The 17,335-nt window shown below is 64.9% G+C and carries 16 protein-coding genes; 5 read left to right on the top strand and 11 right to left on the bottom strand.

Going from position 1 to position 17,335, the window contains the following annotated elements; all coding sequences use genetic code 11:
- The first annotated feature begins 15 nt into the window (after positions 1-15).
- Positions 16-1,575: an SH3 domain-containing C40 family peptidase gene (locus JMY28_RS36950; RefSeq protein WP_201700822.1), complete on the top strand. Its 1,560-nt coding sequence runs from the start codon at positions 16-18 to the stop codon at positions 1,573-1,575.
- A gap of 428 nt (positions 1,576-2,003) precedes the next feature.
- A complete protein-coding gene (locus JMY28_RS36945; protein WP_407945580.1) occupies positions 2,004-3,101 on the top strand; it encodes a porin in 1,098 nt (365 codons plus the stop codon).
- 55 nt (positions 3,102-3,156) lie between these two features.
- Here the strand turns inward: JMY28_RS36945 and JMY28_RS36940 are convergent, their stop codons facing one another.
- From JMY28_RS36940 to JMY28_RS36920, 5 genes are all read right to left on the bottom strand, one after another.
- A complete protein-coding gene (locus tag JMY28_RS36940; protein WP_201700821.1) occupies positions 3,157-5,136 on the bottom strand; it encodes a beta-galactosidase in 1,980 nt (659 codons plus the stop codon).
- Between the two features lie 77 nt (positions 5,137-5,213).
- The gene (locus tag JMY28_RS36935) at positions 5,214-6,065 is read right to left on the bottom strand and encodes a carbohydrate ABC transporter permease (protein WP_133187218.1); all 852 of its coding nucleotides are present in this window, start codon (positions 6,063-6,065) and stop codon (positions 5,214-5,216) included.
- Positions 6,066-6,109: 44 nt separating this feature from the next.
- Positions 6,110-7,015 carry a carbohydrate ABC transporter permease gene (locus JMY28_RS36930; RefSeq protein ID WP_201700820.1) on the bottom strand — a complete coding sequence of 302 codons (906 nt, stop codon included), beginning with the start codon at positions 7,013-7,015 and terminating at the stop codon, positions 6,110-6,112.
- 60 nt (positions 7,016-7,075) lie between these two features.
- Positions 7,076-8,341 carry an ABC transporter substrate-binding protein gene (locus JMY28_RS36925; RefSeq protein ID WP_201700819.1) on the bottom strand — a complete coding sequence of 422 codons (1,266 nt, stop codon included), beginning with the start codon at positions 8,339-8,341 and terminating at the stop codon, positions 7,076-7,078.
- A 112-nt stretch (positions 8,342-8,453) separates the two neighbouring features.
- Entirely contained in the window at positions 8,454-9,590 is a 1,137-nt protein-coding gene (locus tag JMY28_RS36920; RefSeq protein WP_201700818.1) for an ABC transporter ATP-binding protein, read from the bottom strand.
- A gap of 206 nt (positions 9,591-9,796) precedes the next feature.
- Between JMY28_RS36920 and JMY28_RS36915 the strand changes: the two genes are divergently transcribed.
- The 3 genes from JMY28_RS36915 (at position 9,797) to solA (ending at position 12,665) form a co-directional block, all read left to right on the top strand.
- Positions 9,797-10,822 carry a LacI family DNA-binding transcriptional regulator gene (locus JMY28_RS36915; RefSeq protein WP_201700817.1) on the top strand — a complete coding sequence of 342 codons (1,026 nt, stop codon included), beginning with the start codon at positions 9,797-9,799 and terminating at the stop codon, positions 10,820-10,822.
- 267 nt (positions 10,823-11,089) lie between these two features.
- Positions 11,090-11,374: a hypothetical protein gene (locus JMY28_RS36910; RefSeq protein ID WP_201700816.1), complete on the top strand. Its 285-nt coding sequence runs from the start codon at positions 11,090-11,092 to the stop codon at positions 11,372-11,374.
- A 133-nt stretch (positions 11,375-11,507) separates the two neighbouring features.
- Positions 11,508-12,665: an N-methyl-L-tryptophan oxidase gene (gene solA / locus JMY28_RS36905; protein ID WP_201700815.1), complete on the top strand. Its 1,158-nt coding sequence runs from the start codon at positions 11,508-11,510 to the stop codon at positions 12,663-12,665.
- Positions 12,666-12,680: 15 nt separating this feature from the next.
- Here the strand turns inward: solA and JMY28_RS36900 are convergent, their stop codons facing one another.
- The 6 genes from JMY28_RS36900 to JMY28_RS36875 all read right to left on the bottom strand — a co-directional run bounded on the left by JMY28_RS36900 (position 12,681) and on the right by JMY28_RS36875 (position 17,251).
- On the bottom strand, positions 12,681-13,751 hold the full coding sequence (locus JMY28_RS36900; RefSeq protein ID WP_201700814.1) for a hypothetical protein: 1,071 nt from the start codon (positions 13,749-13,751) through the stop codon (positions 12,681-12,683).
- Positions 13,752-13,863: 112 nt separating this feature from the next.
- On the bottom strand, positions 13,864-15,168 hold the full coding sequence (locus tag JMY28_RS36895) for an RNA polymerase sigma factor (protein WP_236597210.1): 1,305 nt from the start codon (positions 15,166-15,168) through the stop codon (positions 13,864-13,866).
- Entirely contained in the window at positions 15,165-15,587 is a 423-nt protein-coding gene (locus JMY28_RS36890) for a VOC family protein (RefSeq protein ID WP_201700813.1), read from the bottom strand. Before JMY28_RS36890 ends, JMY28_RS36895 begins: the two co-directional genes overlap by 4 nt.
- A gap of 32 nt (positions 15,588-15,619) precedes the next feature.
- Positions 15,620-16,039: a YciI family protein gene (locus tag JMY28_RS36885; protein WP_201700812.1), complete on the bottom strand. Its 420-nt coding sequence runs from the start codon at positions 16,037-16,039 to the stop codon at positions 15,620-15,622.
- 145 nt (positions 16,040-16,184) lie between these two features.
- Positions 16,185-16,538 carry a YciI family protein gene (locus tag JMY28_RS36880; protein ID WP_201700811.1) on the bottom strand — a complete coding sequence of 118 codons (354 nt, stop codon included), beginning with the start codon at positions 16,536-16,538 and terminating at the stop codon, positions 16,185-16,187.
- A 95-nt stretch (positions 16,539-16,633) separates the two neighbouring features.
- Positions 16,634-17,251 carry a TetR/AcrR family transcriptional regulator gene (locus tag JMY28_RS36875; protein ID WP_201700810.1) on the bottom strand — a complete coding sequence of 206 codons (618 nt, stop codon included), beginning with the start codon at positions 17,249-17,251 and terminating at the stop codon, positions 16,634-16,636.
- Between the last annotated feature and the right edge of the window lie 84 nt (positions 17,252-17,335).

Raw genomic sequence — 17,335 nt, 5'->3', positions numbered from 1 at the left:
ACCGCCCGCTCGCCCATGCGCTCCGCCCTCGATTCTTCCTTTCGCCTTTCCACGTTCGCCCGCGCTCCGCGCGAGTGCATCCTCGCACTGGCGCTAGTCGCCGCGTGCGTGCTGCCGGGGTGCGCAACCGGCCCGGTCTCGCAAAATCAGGCCGGGCAAGCGCTCCCGTCCGACACGGTCACGCTCTTTCCAATCGAGCATTACGACCAGAACGTCGATCACTGGATCGATCCGGCCAGCGCCGATTACGACAAGCCTTTCTTTTCCCCCGAAGTCCAGCGCACGCATTTCGATGCCCTCGTCGCGCGCTATTTCGGTGCGGGTCCGAACGACCCCTCGCCGTGGAATCGCGCGTTTGTCGAGCAGCGCGTGTATCGCGACGGCGGCAGCGACATTGCCGCCCTGCAAACGCGCCGCCTCGCCTACTTCGACAACACGGACAAGGCGCCGCAGCGCATCGGTTACGGCATGAATTTCCGGCCGCATACGAAGGCGTGGATCGACGCCATCGAGCGCAACGCCAACGTCAACCAGTTCGAGCAGGCCAGCGGCTTCGACGCCACGCGCCGCGCCATCGCCACGACCGCGCTGTACGTGCGCGAGTTGCCCACCATCGACCCGTCGTTCTATTCGCACCGCTTTGCGGGCGAAGGCTACCCCTTCGACAACCTGCAGGTGAGCGCCGTGCGGCCGGGCACGCCGCTCTACGTGCTCGGCACGAGCGCCGACGGCGCATGGCGCTACGTGCAGACGCCGGACGTGCAAGGCTGGGTGCGCAGCGACGGCGTGGCGAGCGTCGACGACGCCTTCGTTTCGGCGTGGCGCGCGGCGGCGCACCGGTCGCTCGGCGTCGTGGTGGTGGCCTCCGCCGCGCTGCGCGACGACGGCGGCGTGTTCCGCTTCGAAGCGCCCGCGGGCACGCTGCTGCCACTGCGGCCCGCTTCGGGCGCGACGCCGGACGAAGTGCTCGTGCCGGCCCGCGATATAAACGGCCACGCGGCGATCCGCACGGCGGCGCTCGATTCCAACGCCATCGCGCCGGCGCCGCTCGCGGCCACGCCGCGCCATCTCGCACAGTTGATGAAAGCGCTGATCGGCCGCCCCTACGGCTGGGGCAACACCAACTTCGACAACGACTGCTCAGCCGAACTGCAGAGCATTTTCGCGGCGTTTGGCGTGTGGCTGCCGCGCCATTCGTCCACGCAAATGAACGCCGGGGCGATGACCGATCTTTCGGCGTCCACGCCCGCGCAACGCCTCGACTGGCTCGTGCAGCACGGCGCGCCCATGCGCACGCTCGTCTATATTGGCGGCCACGTGATGCTCTATCTCGGCAACACGGAGCGCGACGGCAAGACTGTGCCGCTCGTCTATCAGGACGTGTGGGGCCTGCGCCCCGCCGACAACAGCCGCCGCGCCGTGATTGGCGGCTCGGTGATCCTTCCGTTGCTGCTGAGCTACCCCGAAGACCCGAGCCTCGAATCGCTGGCGGGCACACCGGTTTTCCAGGTCAGCATTCTGGGCGCGCCCGCGGGGACCGCGCCGCCTCAGGATGAGGAGAACCCGGCGGGATAATGTGCGTCGTTCCTGGGCAGAATGTGATCGTTTCTCCCAGGATGACAGATTCCGCACGGTCGTACAAAAATAGCCCCCATCGAACGTAGCATTCCGTCAACGTTGTACACCTCTCGTCAGGGGAGAAACGATCGGTGAACGCGCATTCAATCCGGCTCATGCCTTGCAGCAGGCCCAAGATGACCACGCGCTCTCCCTCGCTGCTCCTGCGCGACCGGGAAGACCCCGGCCGCCGCGCCAGACCGCAGTACTCCGAGTAGCACTCCGAGCAGCACTCCCAGTTTCCCGATTCGTGCGGTTCCGCGAGGAACCCCGGCCCCCTGTTGCCCGCAGTTATCCCTGCGGTTTTGCCTGGAGCATTGCCTGAAGCGCCCGCAACACCCTGTCGGCATCGACCTCAATCCATAAATAACACTAAGGACGACGAAATGTTACAACGCGACAACCTCGGCATGAAATGGCTGGTGCGCTGCCTCGTGGCGGCCGGTTTGATGGGCGCAGCAGGTGTCGCGAGCGCGCAAAGCAGCGTCACGCTGTATGGCATCGTCGATGGGTCGATTCTCTATACGAGCCATACGATGAACATGCTGACGGGCCAGAACGCCGGTCATCAGTTCTCGTTCACGGACAGTGGCATGTCCGGTTCGAACTTCGGCATGCGCGGCGCCGAGGACCTGGGCGGTGGCATGCGCGCGGTTTTCGCGCTCGAAAGCGGCATTAGCATCGCGAACGGCCAGTTCAGCAATTCCAACGGCAACTTCTTCGGGCGTCAGGCGTGGGTCGGCATGGAAAGCCCTTACGGTACGGTCAAGGCTGGTTTGCAGTACTCACCGTTCTTCCTCTCGCTTTACCAGACGGACCCGCGCGGCATGTCGTACTTCGGCAGCGGCCTGGTGAGCTACGTGAACAACGTGTACGTGACCGGCCTCTTCAACAGCAACGCGCTCACGTATACGTCGCCGGAAATCGCCGGCATTCAGGCGATGGGCATGTTCGCGATGGGCGGCGCAGCGGGCGACTTCCAGGCGGGACGTCAGTATTCGGCGAGCCTGCGCTACCACATCGCAGGCTTCACGCTCACGGGCGCGCTCTACAGCGGCAACGCCGGAGGCAGCGCGACCTCCACGCCTGTGCCGAGCACTGTGGAGTTCGTGGGCCGCACGATCGGCGCGAGCTACCGCTTCCCGAACTCGCTCACGATCTCGGCTTCCTATGCGCTGTACAAGGTGGCGCAGTCGTTCGACAACAGCGTCTACTCCGGCGGGTTCAGCTATATGATCACGCCCTACCTCGACGTCGACGCGGGCGTCTGGTACACGCGCGACGGCAACGACGGCAGCAATCACTCGCTTCTCGCGTCGAGCGGCGTGCAGTTCTTCCTCTCCAAACGCACGACGCTCTACGGCCAGTTTGGCTATGTGAACAATCACGGGCGCATGGACACGGGCTTGTCGATCAACAACGCGCTCTTTGAAGTCTCCGGCTCGACGGTGGGCGCGAGCATCGGCATACGGCATCTGTTCTGATGCGCGCCAGTGTTCCGCGTGGCGCGTGGCGCGACGCGGAACACGCTCCCGCGGGCTAGCTGCGGCGCTGCGAGTCTTCTCGCCACGCGCACACGTCGCCTCGCGCAAGCTCACGCGCGCCCAGCACGAACTGCGCACCTTCGGGGGCTGGAGCCTGCACACGCTGCTCGCCAAAGTTGAAGGCGAAACACAATCCGCCGCGTCGGCTCACGCGCAACCCTTGCGGCAGGCGCTGCGTTTCGAGGCCCGCGCCGCGCGCGGCTTCATCGAACAGGGCGAGATGCAGTTCCCGCGTGAACCACGCAGCGGCGTAACGCACGCGGCCATGCGAGAGCAACGCCGGCCAGCCGTCTTCGAATTGCGCTTGAATGCGCGTGGCGCCGTTCGCGCGCACGTGGTCCCGCCAATGCACTGCCTCGCCCTGCACGCCGCCTATCGTGATCGCTGGCGCGAGCGTTGGCCGCAGCGATTCGGCCTCGAGTACCTGCAAGGGCAGCACGCGCTGCAATGCGCCGGGCGGCAAATCGCCGGGAATCGCGAAGTGCGCGGTCTTCGAACCGCTGCGCGGCCCAAACACCCAGAGCCCGTCGCTGCGCTCGATCTGATCGACGAAGGTGTCGTCGATGACCGCCAGTGACGGCACCACCACGAGCCGGTACGCCGAGAGATCCGCATGCCGCGAAACGATTTCGACATCGAGGCCGAGTTCGCGCAGCGCGCTGTAGTAGTCGAACGCGAGCGTCTGATAGTCGAAGCTCGCGCCGTGGCGCTGGATCTCGAACATCCACTGTGTTTCGTAGTCGAATACGAGCGCCACCTGAGCACGCCCCGCGGGTGCTAGCGTGCGCAACACGTCGCTCGCCGCGATTTCGCGCGCGGCCTGCTCCACTTCGCGGCCGCCTGGAGACAGTTCGTTATTCGGCAGATTGAGGCCCGAATGCATCTGCTCCTGCGCATACGGGCACTGCCGCCAGCGGAAATACGAAACGAGTTCGGCGCCGTGCGCGAACGCCTCATAGGCCCACAGGCGCACCATGCCCGGAGCAGGCACCGGGTTCCACGGCGCCCAGTTCACCGGCCCCGCTTGCTGCTCCATCACCCAGAAACGTCCGCCGCCAATGGTACGGTAACGATCGTGGTCGAACGAGGAGACATCGGGATGCGCGGTGCGTGCGTAACGGGCCTTGTCCGCTTCCGGCAAACCGATCACTTCGGTGCGCGCAATCGGATAGCTGTCCCACGTCGCCACGTCGATGGCCTTGTCCGCAGCGAACCGATAATGGTCGAAGGTCGTGAAGAAGCCCATGAAGTTGTGCAACACATCCGCCTTCGGCGCGTGGCGGCGCAGCACATCCGCCTGCTCGCGATGAAAGCTCGCGACTTCGTCGGACATGTAGCGGCGGAAATCCAGATGATGCGCCGGGTTGGCGTCGGTCGGCGTGCGTACCGGCAGCCCCACCGCTTCGAACGACGGGTACTCCATGCTCCAGAACACGTTGCCCCATGCTTCGTTGAGCGATTCGATCGTGCCGTAGCGCGTGGAGAGCCACGCCTGAAAGCGGTGCTGCGCGGCGTTCGACCAGCTCGGCACGGTGTCGTGGCAGCCCAGCTCGTTGTCGGTCTGCCATGCGACCACCGCCGGATGCGCACCATAGCGCTGCGCCATCGCCTCGGTGATGCGCACGCAATGCGCGCGGTACGCCTCGCTCGCAATGTCGTAGTGACGGCGCGAGCCGTAGTTCCACGGGGTGCCGTCCGCGCGCACGGGGAGCATGTCGGGCGTCGCATCGACGAGCCACTTCGGCGGCGATGCCGTGGGCGTGCCGAGCACGATCTTCAGGCCGCGCGCCGCGAGCGTTTCGATCGCGTCGTCGAGCCAGCTCCACTCATACACGCCCGCGCGCGGTTCCATGCGGCTCCAGGCGAATTCGCCAATGCGCACGTGCGTGATGCCGAGTTCGGCCATGCGGCGCGCGTCGTCGGCCCACATCGTGCGCGGCCATTGTTCGGGGTAGTAGCAAACACCGATTTGCATGAGTGACAATCCGCCTCGGAATAACGTCAGGATAACGAATTAGATAAAAAAGGGCCTTCGGCTGCGGCTGGGCTCGATCAGCCCTTGCTCGCGCCGAAGGTAAGCCCCGCGACAAAATGTTTCTGCATGGCGAAGAACATCAGCACCGAAGGCAGCGCCGCCAGCACCGAGCCCGCCGCGACGAGATTCCACGCCGTGGTCCACTGCCCCTTGAGCGCCGCCACGCCCACCGTGATCGGCGCGGCGTCGTCGCCTTGCGTGAGGCACAGCGCCCAGAAGTAGTCGTTCCAGACGAACGTGAACACGAGAATGCCGAGCGCGGCGAGCGCCGGCCGCACGAGCGGCATGACGATGCGCCAGTAGATCGCCCATTCGCTCGCGCCTTCCACGCGCGCCGCCTCGATCAACTCGAACGGCAACTGCTTGATGAAATTGCGCAGGAACAGCGTGCAAAAGCCGGTCTGGAACGAGACGTGAAAAATGATGAGCGCCCATACGGTGTTGTAGAGCCCCACGCGCAGCGCCATGTCGCGCACCGGAATCATGAGGATCTGGATCGGCACGAAATTGCCCGCGACGAAGGCGAACAAAACTGCCGTGTTGCCCCGAAACCGATACGTGGAGAGCGCGAAGCCCGCCATCGAAGCCAGCGCGATGGCGCCGATCACCGAAGGCACCGTAATCAGCACGCTGTTCGCGAAGTAATGGAGCATGGGCGTTTGCGTGAGCGCGGCGCCGTAGTTTTCCAGCAGGGCGAAGTGCTTTGGCCAGCCCCAATAGTCGCCCTGCTGCAATTCCTCTGTAGACCGAATCGATGTGACGAGCACTGCGAGCATGGGCAGCAGCCAGATAACGAGCGCAATCGGCAACGAGATCTTGTAGAGTGCGCGATTCGCAGGTTTCCAGCGATCGACGGGAAGCGGATACATGGGCAGCGACTCCGTGACTAGCTACAAAAATGCGATAAAAAAATTCAGCGTTCTTCGCGCAGCATGCGGCGCAAATGGAACACGATATAAACGAGCATGATGGCGAACAGCACGACAGCAATCGCCGCCGAATAGCCTTCGCGGTAATACTTGATCGCCTGGTCGTACATAAAGTACGCGAGCACGGTGGAGCTGTCGAACGGGCCGCCGCCGCTCATCACCGCGATCAGGTCGAAGCTGCGCAGCGCGCCGATCACCGTGAGCACAATGGCCATGAACGTGGCCGGGCGAAGCTGTGGGAGCACCACATACCAGAAAAGCCGCCAACCCTTCGCGCCTTCCATGCGCGCGGCTTCCACGATCTCCGGGTTGATGCCCGTGAGGCCCGTGAGATACAGAATCATGCAGAAAGGCGCTTGCGGCCAGAGCGCGGCGAAGATGATGCCGAACGTCACGAGCTTCGGGTCGCCCAGCACGGGTATGCCGTGCCCAACGATCATCTTGAGCAGACCGAAGGTTGGGTCGTAGAACCACGAGAACACGAGGCCCACCACCACGCCCGATAGCACGAACGGTGCGAAGAACAGCGACTTCACCGCGCGTATGCCGCGCACGTGCTGGTTCAGATAGAGCGCGAACACGAGACCGAGCGGCGGCGCGAGCAGGAACAGCACGAGCCACAGCAGATTGTTCTTGAGCGCGGTATAGAACGTGTCGGTCTGGAACAGTTCGACGTAATTGGCGAAGCCGACGAAGGTCTTCGCAGTCATGCCGTCCCAGTTATAGAAGCTGAGCGTAATGCTGCTGAAAATCGGGTAGATCACGCACAGCGTGAAGAGCGCGCAGCCCGGGAGCAGAAAAAACAGCGCGGCACGATTCTGTTGCCGCCGCACAGTAGAGACGCGACGTGGCCGCGCCGCCCCAATGGGGCGCGCCAAGGTATCGGACATGGTGAAGTCTCGCCGGTGATCGGAGAAGGTGCGGCCAGCGGGGCCGGCCGCACCGCGGCTTTACTTGTGGTAGATGCGCTGGCGCGTCGTTTCGAGGCGCGCAAGCAGCGTATCGAGTTGCGACGGGTCGCTGTAGAACTGCTGCATGGCCTTCATGCCTTCGTCGGCCATTTCCTTTTGCATATCGCGGTCGTAGAACTGCGCAATGCCGCCGCGCGTGCTCGCGAGCGTCTGGAAGCCCACCTTGGAGATGGGATCGTCAGGCTCCGCGGCCTTGTTGTTCGAAGGCAGCTGGCCCCAGCCTTGCGCGAGTTCGGCGTTGATCGCGGGTGTTTCCATGAAGGCCAGCAGTCGGCGCGCGTCGGCCTTGTTTTTGGCCTTCGCCGGAATGAGCAGCACGTTCACGGGACCATCTTCGGCCGTCGGCACATTGGCGTCGATGATCGGGAAGCGGAAGAAGCCCACGTCCTGCTTCATGTTCGCCGGGAAGCTGGCCGAAAAGAACGTGCCCATCAGCATCATCGCCGCCTTGCCGTTCACGAGGATCGGCGCGATCGAATCCACATCGTAAGAAAGCGCGTTCTCCATGAAACAATGGTTGTCCATCAGCGTCTTCCAGGTGGTGTACACCTTCTTCACGCGTGGATCGGTATAGGGAATCTGACCGGCCATCAACTGCTGATGGAACTCGTTGCCGTTGATGCGCAGGTCCAGATAGTCGAACCAGGCAGCCAGCGTCCAGCTATCGCGCGCGGCCACGGCAATGGGCTGCACGCCAATGGCGTTGAGCTTCTTGCAGCTTTCCAGCAATTCGTCGAAAGTCTTCGGCTCGGACTTGATGCCGGCCTTGGCGAACAGGTCCTTGCGGTAGAAGAAGCCATAGGCGTCGTAGCCCAGCGGCGCGGCATACTGCTTGCCGTTCCAGGTGGACGCGCTCTTCACCGACGCGTACTGCTCGTTCCAGCCGTTTTTGGCCCAGTCCGGCGAAAGGTCTTCCAGCAGGCCGCGCTCGGCGTAATAGGCCATGCGCTCGCCGTCGTGCCACGACACGACATCGGGCGGATCGGTCGCGAGCCAGCCGCCCATCTGCACCTTGTAGGCCTCCTCCGTTATATAGGAGACCTTGAGGTTGACGTCGGGGTTGGCCTTCTGGAACTTGTCGAAGGCGTCTTGCCATGTCGAGCGCTGGTTGGCGCGCGCCGAGACGTTGACGGTGAGCGTCCCGGCATTGGCGGCCATGCTCGTGAACGCCGTTGCTGCAACGATCGCAACGGCGGCCGAGGCGCGGGCCAGCGAACCGAACGTTTTCAAGCGATTAGAAAACATCTTTTGTCTCCTATGTCGATCCATCCAACATGCTGTCGGACTGCCTTTGTCGACTGACGGCACTCGCGCCGCCAGACCTAGTGACCCGCTCTATCGGCGGGGTATAACGAAATCAGGCCAACGCCGGCGCGTGCGCGACCGCGAGCCGGCGCAACGCAACGCCTTCGGCGTCGAACAGATGGCACGCTTGCGGCGGCACGTGAACACGGATGCGTTCGCCCACGCCGATGGGCGAATCGCCCGGCGCTTTGGCGACAAGTGTGCCCGCCGCATGATCTGCGTGCAGATAGCTATGTTCGCCCAGGCGCTCGGCGATGACCGTTGCGCACGCAATCGATTGATCGTCGCCAGTCAGCCGCAGATGCTCGGGCCGCACGCCGAGCGTGACCGGCTGGCCGCGCTGCAATGCACGGCCGTCCACGCAGGCGAGCAGCGTCTCGCCGCCCTGGAGCGTGATGCGCACGCCCTCATCCTCCACCGTGTCGACGGTCGCATCGATGAAGTTCATGCGCGGCGAGCCGATGAACCCGGCCACAAAGCGCGATTTCGGATGGTGATAGAGATCGAGCGGCGCGCCGCTTTGCGCCACGCTGCCGTGGCGCTCCATGTCGGCGCCCGCGTGCAGCAGCACGATGCGGTCGGCGAGCGTCATCGCCTCGACCTGGTCGTGCGTGACGTACACGACGCTCGCATCCGTGAAACGCTGGTGCAGGCGCGCGATTTCCACACGCGTGTGGCTGCGCAATGCGGCGTCGAGATTGGAAAGCGGCTCATCGAACAAGAACACGCCGGGCTCACGCACGATAGCGCGGCCGATGGCAACGCGCTGCCGCTGCCCGCCGGATAGCGCCTTGGGATGCCGGTCAAGCAGCGCCTCCAGTTGCAGGCTGCGCGCGGCGTCGCGCACGCGGCGCTCGATCTCGGCTTTCGGCACCTTCGCGATCTTCAGGCCGAACGCGATGTTCTCGAACACCGTCATGTGCGGAAAGAGCGCGTAGCTCTGGAACACCATCGCCACGCCACGCTCGGCGGCGGGCACGTCCGTCACCACCCGAGATCCGATGCGCAGTTCGCCTTCGCTCAATTCCTCAAGACCCGCGATCATGCGCAGCAGCGTGGACTTGCCGCAACCGGAAGGCCCGAGGAACACGCAAAACTCGTGATGTCCAATGTCGAGATCGACGCGCCGGACCACCGGCGGGTGATCGCCGTAGCGTTTGCCGACGCCCGAGAGCTGTATCGTCGCCATGTTCTCGCCTCGAAATTTAAGCGCTTAAATTTTTATGCTGAAAACAGCACGCGGCCCTTGCGCAGCGGGCATTTAACCGCTTAAATTCGAATCCGGCATCATCACGCATTCGTCGTCTCCATTGATGTTGTGGGAGAAAAGTAGCAAACCCGGCCGCAGCATTGCAACATTTGAATCATCTTCCCTGAATGTGGGAAAGGTCCTACATGGTCACCTTGTCAGAAGTCGCGCGCCGCGCACGCGTCACCGCGGCGACCGTCTCGAACGTGCTGCGCAACCGCGAGAAGGTCCGCCCCGAGACAGCCGAGCGCGTGCTGCAGGCCATCGCCGAACTGGGCTACCGGCCCAACCTCAATGCGCGCGCGCTCGCGCAGGGCCGCTCCTCCACGCTCGCGCTCATGCTTTCGAACATCTCCAACCCGTTCTACCCCGAGTTCGTACTCGCGGCCGAGCGCGCCGCGCGCAAGGCGGGCCACTTCCTCATGGTCTGCAACACCGACGACGACGCGCAAATCGGTCGTGCCTACCTGAACCAGATTGCGGGCACCTTCGCGGACGGCGTGCTCGTGATGAACACCGACATCGCCATGAACGAACTGTGCATTTCGGCCATGCACAACGGCCCCATTCTGCTGGCGATGTGGGAGCACCCCGAGAGTCCGCCCGTGCTGCCGTGCGTGGCCGTGGACTTCGCACGCGCCGGTGCGCTCGCCGCACAGCATCTGCTTGAGTTGGGACACCGAAATATCGCCATGCTGATCGGCGACGGCTGCGGCGGCTTGCAGGATGCGCGTTCGGAAGGATTCCGAACGGCCTTGCGCGAGGGCGGCGTGAATCCCGCACGCGTGGCGCAGCTGCAGGTACGCGACTCGATCGACTCCGGCTACGCAGCCTGCCAGCAATTGCTGGCGCGGCACCCGGGCGTGAGCGCGATCTTCGCGACCAACGATCTGCTCGCGATCGGCGCGATTCAGGCGCTCGTCAGCATGGGCCGCGCCGTGCCCGACGATGTGTCCGTGATCGGCATCACCGACATTCAGCTCGCTCATCAAATGCGCCCCGCGCTCACCACGGTCGCGATCCAGACCGACGCCGTGGCGGAACTGTCGATCCGCAGCCTGATCCGGCTGATCGACGAACCGGACCAGCAGCCGCCCATGGTGCTCGGGCCGCCGCCGGAGCTTGTCACGCGCATGTCCACGGGGCCCCGCAGGCAGCGCGCGCGCGGCTGAGCATGCGGTGTGGCGAAACCGCCACCGCGCCGAAAACTGAGACGCACGGTCAAGCCGGCCCGGGAAAGCGCGCTACATTTGCGCCACAACGAGGCAAGCCTGCCCGCTCCTGCGGTGGCTGGCCCGTCTGATGGACCGGATTCCTGCGTTCCGCATTGCGATGCCTGCCGGGGGGAGAGGCAAGCCGTGCGCGGCATTTCATATGCGAGGAACGTTCCGATCCGGGCCGTGCAGCCACAAAGGCGACCTGAGAGAACCAAAAACAAAATGACCACCCTGGCCAAACACGTGCCTCCGAAGATCACGGGGCTACTGCCTGCGGCGCTGGCCGACACGCAGCTCGACCACGTCGAGCGCATGGTCCAGTACTACACCCACCACCAAGATGACGGCGCTGTGAGCGGCTTCGATTACGCCTACTGGCGCAAACGCCTGCGAGCCGTGGCCGAAACCTACGATCTGGTTGCAACCCAGCGCAAGCGTATCGTCGGCCTGCTCGACCGGCTCGAACGCGACGCGCTCCTCAGTCTGCAGCCGCACGAGCGCGCCTGATCCGGCGCGCCCGGCCTCGCTCGACAGGTGCGGGCGAAGCGCCGACAATGAATGCCCTTCACGGCGCGCCCGGTCCCGATGTGCGGGGCCGGGCGCGCATACGTTCGCGCGCCGTCGCGCACACGGGGCACACATGCAGGATGCAAACGTAAGCAATCGACATTTCGACACGATCATCGTCGGCGCGGGCTCGATGGGCATGGCGGCCGGCTATTATCTGAGCCGCCTCGGCAACAAGGTGCTGCTGCTCGACGCCGGCGATCCGCCTCACGATCAGGGTGCGCATCACGGCGGCACGCGCCTCATTCGGCACGCCTATGGTGAAGGCGCCGCCTACGTGCCGCTCGTCTTGCGCGCCCAGCAGCTTTGGGAAGACCTCGAACAGCAAACGCAAACGACCCTGTTCGTGCGCACGGGCGTCGTCAATATCGGTTCGCCCGACGACGCGTTTCTGCGCGAGGTACAGGCGAGCGCCACCAGCCACGACATTGCGCTGGAAACGCTCGACTCAGCCGCTGCCAGCAAGCGCTGGCCCGCCTGGCGCCTCAAGCCAGAGCAGATCGCGAACTTCGAACCCGGCGCGGGCGTGCTCTATTGCGAGCGCGCGATCAGCGCTTACCGTCAGCTCGCGAGCGCGCTCGGTGCAACGCTCGGCACGAATACGCGCGTCACGCGCATCGAATGTCATGGGCGCGAGAGCGTCAACGTCTGGACCGACACGAACGAAAAGTTCACCGCGCGCGACCTGATCGTGAGCGCCGGCAAATCGACTCGCGGCCTGCTCGCACCGCTGGGCCTCGAGGTTCCGGTCACGCGCGTGCGCAAGAGCTTTGCGTGGTTCGAGTGCGAGCCCGGCCTCTTTGCGCCGGAGCGCTTTCCAGGCTTTTTCGTCGCCTCGGAAGTGGGGGGCTATTACGGCTTTCCCGATCTCGACGGCAGCGGTCTGAAACTGGGCCGCCACGACGCCGGCGAACCCGTGGCGGCGGACGCACCACTCGCGCCATTCGGCGCCGAGCCGACTGATCTCGGCGATCTCCAGGCCTTTCTGCAACGCTATTTACCTGGCGCGGGCAAGCTGCGCGTGGGCCGCGCGTGCGAATACGACATGACGCCGGACGAGCATTTCATCATCGACCGTGTGCCCACCTGCCCGAACGTGCACGTCGCAACCGGCTTTTCCGGGCACGGTTTCAAGTTCGCCAGTGCAATCGGCGAGGCCCTGGCCGAGCGGATCACCCAAGGCGAAAGCCGCATCGACCTTGCGATGTTCGCACGCAAGCGTTTTGCATAACGACGCGCGCTACGCCTAGTTCGCGGGAATCGTCACGACCGGCGCCTTGCTGCTCGTATCGGCTTCCGCGAGCGCCATGAGGTTTTGCAGGACCGTGAACGCGTATTTCGAATCGAAATCGGCGCGTTCGACCCAATACGCCGTGCCTTCGTAGTCGATTGCGACGTAAGCGTTGGCTGGCGCCTTCGGCCCCTGGTGCACGATGATGATCGGACGCGTTTCGCCCCCAATCAGCCCGACGGTCGGTTTCGTCGCGCCGCTCTGGACCTGGGCGTCCGGCACCTGGACCTGCGCGCCGATATTCGTGAGGATGCCGAGCACCGAGCGCGTCACCATCGGAATGCGATTGCCTCCCTGCGCCGAGGGTCCATAGACGATCTCGTAAGTGCGCGTGTCCGCCGCGAGATGGAGCAGTTCACGCACGCGCGCCAGGTCCGCCGAAACCTGCGGCGACTGCGCGCTGTTCGTCGCGCCGAGCGCGAGATACACACTGTTCTTGCCGTTCTCGCTGCGCGACTCCACGTTCAGCTCGCCGGCCAGTTGCAGGCGCCGCAGCGTCTGCAACAGCTGGAAGAAACCGGCCGAGCCCGCGCTGTCCTCGCCACCTAGCGCGCTACCGTTCTGCAGGCCGCCGATCGATTGCGCGCTGATCCGCAGCAGCAGATCGACCGGCATGCCGCCTTCGGCGAGCGGCATGATTAGTTCCGGCGCGAGCGGCCGGATGTAGGCGGAGGCAAACGCTTCGCCCGTGGTCGGCGAGAACGTGAAGGTCGGGCGATTCGACCAGGAGACGCTGCCGGTCGCCAGCGCATAGTTCGGCTCCGAGCCCGAGCCGATATTGCCGGTCGCGCCCGCCGTCGAATCGAATTGATACGCCGCGATGATCGAACTGACCGTGAGGAAGGCGGGCGCATCGCCATAACGCAACCCGACGACCGCTGCGAGTATTTCGCGCTTTTTTGCATCGCCGAGAGCTCTTGCATAGTCGACCTGATCGGCGCGCAAGCGCGTCGGGCCGAGATGCACACACGCCGTGCTCAGCAGGGCCGAGCACGAAACCGCCAGAATCGTCGTCTTTGAAATCATCGCAAGCCTGCGCGGCCGGCCGCGCAAAGGGAGTGGGTCCGCGCGCACAGGTAGCAAGCGTTGTGCCCCGATATTTCAGGAGCGCAAGGGGCGCCGCTCAGCGGTTCAAGCTCTATGTGCGCGCCCCGCACGCCTGCGCCCTTGCCAGCAGCACTTCACGGTCGCGGGCGTTTTGCGTAAGCGCGGCCGCGCGCTCGAATTGCTCGCGCGCTTCGGCAGGGCGCGAGAGCTTTTCGAGCAAGTCACCGCGTGCGGCCGGCAGCCACGGATAGTGGCGCAGCGCGGGCTCTTCGCACAGCGCATCGACGAGGTCGAGCGCCGCCTGCGGCCCTTGCGCCATGCCCACCGCCACGGCGCGATTGAGCCGCACGACGGGCGAGGCGTCGAGTTTCAGAAGCGCGTCGTAGATTGAAACGATCTGCGCCCAGTCGGTCGCCGCCGCACTCGTCGCGCGCGCATGGCAAGCCGCAAGCGCGGCCTGCAGCGCATACGGGCCCGGCGCACCCGCGCAAGCCGTGCCGCGCGCGATCGCGGCAAGCCCGCGCCGAATCAATAGCGCATCCCATCGGCTGCGGTCCTGATCGGCGAGCAGCACGGCGCGCCCTGCGCGATCCACGCGCGCGCTCAGGCGCGAAGCCTGCAGTTCCATCAACGCAACCAGGCCGTGCGCCTCGCCCTCGAGCGGAACCAGCTCCGCCAGCATGCGGCCGAGCCGCAGCGCCTCTTCGCAGAGCGCGGGCCGCGTCCAGTCCGGGCCCGCCGTGGCCGCATAGCCTTCGTTGAAGATCAGGTAAATCACTTCGAACACCGAAGCAAGTCGCGGCTCGAGGTCGGAGAGACGCGGCACCTCGAACGGGACCTTCGCCGCCGCGAGGGTGCGCTTGGCCCGCACGATGCGCTGCGCGACGGTCGCCTCGGGCACGAGAAACGCACGCGCGATCTCGGCCGTGGTGAGCCCGCCGAGCAAGCGCAGCGTGAGCGCGGCGCGCCCTTCCTTCGGCAGCACGGGATGGCACGCAACGAACACGAGCCGCAGCAGATCGTCGCCGATTTCGTCCTCGCGCGCGGCGTCGAGCGCCTCGACGAAGTCGGGCGCGAAGTGCGCCTCCAGCGCTTCGAGATCCGCGCCCATCGCCTCGTGCGCGCGGGCATGCGACGCCGCGCGACGCAGCCGGTCGAGCGCGCGATGTTTCGCGGCGGTCATGAGCCACGCTCCGGGGTTCTCGGGAATGCCGCGCGCGGGCCAGCTTTCCAGCGCGGCAACGAACGCGTCCTGCGCGATTTCCTCGGCCACGCCCACGTCACGCACGATGCGCGCGGCGTGGGCGATCACCTTCGCCGACTCGATGCGCCACACGGCTTCGACCGCGCGGCGCGTTGCTGCAAATGCTTCCCGTTTGTCGCTTTGACCGGTCACGAACCGTGCGCGCCCTTTTCGATCGCCGCCGGCGACATGTACATCAACTCCCAGATGTGGCCGTCGGGGTCTTCGAAGCTGCGGCCGTACATATCGGTGCCGCTTTCCATCGGCGGACGCTTCGAGGTGCCGCCCGCCGCGAGCGCCTTTTCCACGAGCGTGTCCACTTCCTCACGAGACACGCACGAGAGGCACGTCAGCACCTCGGTGCTTTCGCGGGCGTCCACGAGCGCCTTGTCGGTGAAATTGCGCATGAAGCCGGTGGTGAGCAACATGGCGTAGATGTTCTCGCCGAGCACCATGCAGGCGGCCTGCTCGTTGGTGAATTTCGGGTCGAACGTAAAGCCGAGCTGGCCGAAGAAGTCCATCGAGCGCTTGAGATCGCGCACGCCCAGATTGACGAAGATGTGCTTATGCATGTTTGTGCTCCCGCAGTGGTCGATGAAAATATTCAGGATGACTTAAGTTGTTCCTGGAGCTGGCGAAAACTCTCGACACCTTCGCACGCCGGAAGTTCGTCGAGTTCGTAGAGCTGCCGCACTTCGACCTCGCATTCGGCCTGGCCGAAGGGAGACGGGAAGCGGCGGGCCCATTCGAGCGCTTCGTCGCGCGAGCGCACCTGGATCAGCGTATAGCCGGCAATCAGTTCCTTCGTTTCGGCGAACGGACCGTCCACGATCGTGGGCTTGCCGTTGGTGTAATGCACGCGAAAGCCACGCGAACTGGGCTGCAGGCCCGAGGCGTCGAGCAGCACGCCCGCCTTCGCCAGTTCGTCGTGATAGCGCGCCATCTCGGCGAATATTTCGACGTCGTCGGGAGGCTCGCCCGCTTCGGTCAACGCGTTGGCGCGCACCATGATCATGAATCGCATTGTCTTCTCCTGAATGTGACGTTCGGGAATGTTCGAAGGCACCCGTTGGTGCGCTCATGAACACGACGCGCGGGGCGCACGGAATTCGACAACGGACAGCGAAATTATTTACGTGCTTGGGGAAACTACCTGGAAAGACGCCGCTTCAGCGGAAGCACGGCCCGGTTTCACGCACGTCAACGCTCGCCCATTGCGCCGCGGGACAGCGCCGCGCGATGGCGAGCGCCTCGTCGCGCGTTGCGCAATCGACCAGGAAAAAGCCGCCAATCATCTCCTTCGCTTCGGCAAACGGGCCATCGACGACGCTTGTGCGGCCTTCGCGCACCTGCACGCGCGCGCCGTTCGTGTCGGCGGTGAGCGAGTGCGCGTCGATCAGCTTGCCCTCGGCGGCGAGTTCATCCGCGAATTCGACCATGCGCGCGTAAAGCGCCTCGCCTTCGGATTGCGCGCGCGTGTCGCGCTGACCACGCGGTTCGGCGATGAGCAGCATGAATGGCATGAAGTTGTCCTTTCAGTGAAGCCTGCGATCCTGAAAGGCAAGAGTCTATTCCAGAAAAACCATTGCGCGTCGTGGCCAGGCGCGCTTGCAGGCGCTCACGCGTAGCGCGCGAGGAAGAGATCGGCGGACGACTCGGCGACCTGGCGCTGCTGCGCCTCGTCGAGCGGCGGCTGGCCCATCGCGACCTGCGGCCAGAAGGCGAATGCCTTCACGACGCCGTGCAGTTGCTGCGAGGCGAACGCCGGGTCGGTCGCTTTCAGACGGCCATCGGCGGCGGCGGCGCGCACCCAGACGGTAAGGTCCTCTTCGCGCTCGCCGATGCGGGCCACCATGTCGCGCGCGCGTTCGGGCGAGTGAATGCCCGCGGCGATCGCCACGCGCGCGAGCTTGAAAAACGCTTCATCGTTCAGGAGCCGCAGCTTGCGCATCAGCAACTCGACGAGCTGCGCGCGTAGCGGCTCGCCGGCGCGATAGCCCGGCGCGTCGGCGGTCGCGCTCGCGTCCCAGAGCTGGCACAGGATCGACGCGAACAGCGCCTCCTTGCTCGGGAAATGGTTGTAGACCGTACGCTTCGAGACGCTCGCGCGCGCGGCAATACGGTCCATGCTCGTGGCGTCGAAGCCGGAGGCCAGAAATTCGTCGATGGCCGCCGCGACGATGGCGGCGCGCTTGCGGTCGGTCAGACGCTGAGGGGTGGCTGGGGTGCAATCCATTTCAGAATCTTACACCAGGCAGTTTACTTTTCACCAGAATAAACTACACTGTGCAGTCTACTTCTCCTTTCCGAAGGCAGCCGC

The sequence above is a fragment of the Paraburkholderia hiiakae genome, assembly GCF_904848665.1.
GTDB lineage: Bacteria > Pseudomonadota > Gammaproteobacteria > Burkholderiales > Burkholderiaceae > Paraburkholderia > Paraburkholderia hiiakae.
Note: the sequence above shows the minus strand (reverse complement) of the source record. Positions and strands in the feature narration are given on the sequence as shown.

Excerpts from the sequence above, each read along its gene's own strand:
- JMY28_RS36950 (WP_201700822.1), top strand. The coding sequence starts at position 16 with ATGCGCTCCGCCCTCGATTCTTCCTTTCGCCTTTCCACGTTCGCCCGC.
- JMY28_RS36945 (WP_407945580.1), top strand. The coding sequence starts at position 2,004 with ATGTTACAACGCGACAACCTCGGCATGAAATGGCTGGTGCGCTGCCTC.
- JMY28_RS36940 (WP_201700821.1), bottom strand. The coding sequence starts at position 5,136 with ATGCAAATCGGTGTTTGCTACTACCCCGAACAATGGCCGCGCACGATG.
- JMY28_RS36935 (WP_133187218.1), bottom strand. The coding sequence starts at position 6,065 with ATGTATCCGCTTCCCGTCGATCGCTGGAAACCTGCGAATCGCGCACTC.
- JMY28_RS36930 (WP_201700820.1), bottom strand. The coding sequence starts at position 7,015 with ATGTCCGATACCTTGGCGCGCCCCATTGGGGCGGCGCGGCCACGTCGC.
- JMY28_RS36925 (WP_201700819.1), bottom strand. The coding sequence starts at position 8,341 with ATGTTTTCTAATCGCTTGAAAACGTTCGGTTCGCTGGCCCGCGCCTCG.
- JMY28_RS36920 (WP_201700818.1), bottom strand. The coding sequence starts at position 9,590 with ATGGCGACGATACAGCTCTCGGGCGTCGGCAAACGCTACGGCGATCAC.
- JMY28_RS36915 (WP_201700817.1), top strand. The coding sequence starts at position 9,797 with ATGGTCACCTTGTCAGAAGTCGCGCGCCGCGCACGCGTCACCGCGGCG.
- JMY28_RS36910 (WP_201700816.1), top strand. The coding sequence starts at position 11,090 with ATGACCACCCTGGCCAAACACGTGCCTCCGAAGATCACGGGGCTACTG.
- solA (WP_201700815.1), top strand. The coding sequence starts at position 11,508 with ATGCAGGATGCAAACGTAAGCAATCGACATTTCGACACGATCATCGTC.
- JMY28_RS36900 (WP_201700814.1), bottom strand. The coding sequence starts at position 13,751 with ATGATTTCAAAGACGACGATTCTGGCGGTTTCGTGCTCGGCCCTGCTG.
- JMY28_RS36890 (WP_201700813.1), bottom strand. The coding sequence starts at position 15,587 with ATGCATAAGCACATCTTCGTCAATCTGGGCGTGCGCGATCTCAAGCGC.
- JMY28_RS36885 (WP_201700812.1), bottom strand. The coding sequence starts at position 16,039 with ATGCGATTCATGATCATGGTGCGCGCCAACGCGTTGACCGAAGCGGGC.
- JMY28_RS36880 (WP_201700811.1), bottom strand. The coding sequence starts at position 16,538 with ATGCCATTCATGCTGCTCATCGCCGAACCGCGTGGTCAGCGCGACACG.
- JMY28_RS36875 (WP_201700810.1), bottom strand. The coding sequence starts at position 17,251 with ATGGATTGCACCCCAGCCACCCCTCAGCGTCTGACCGACCGCAAGCGC.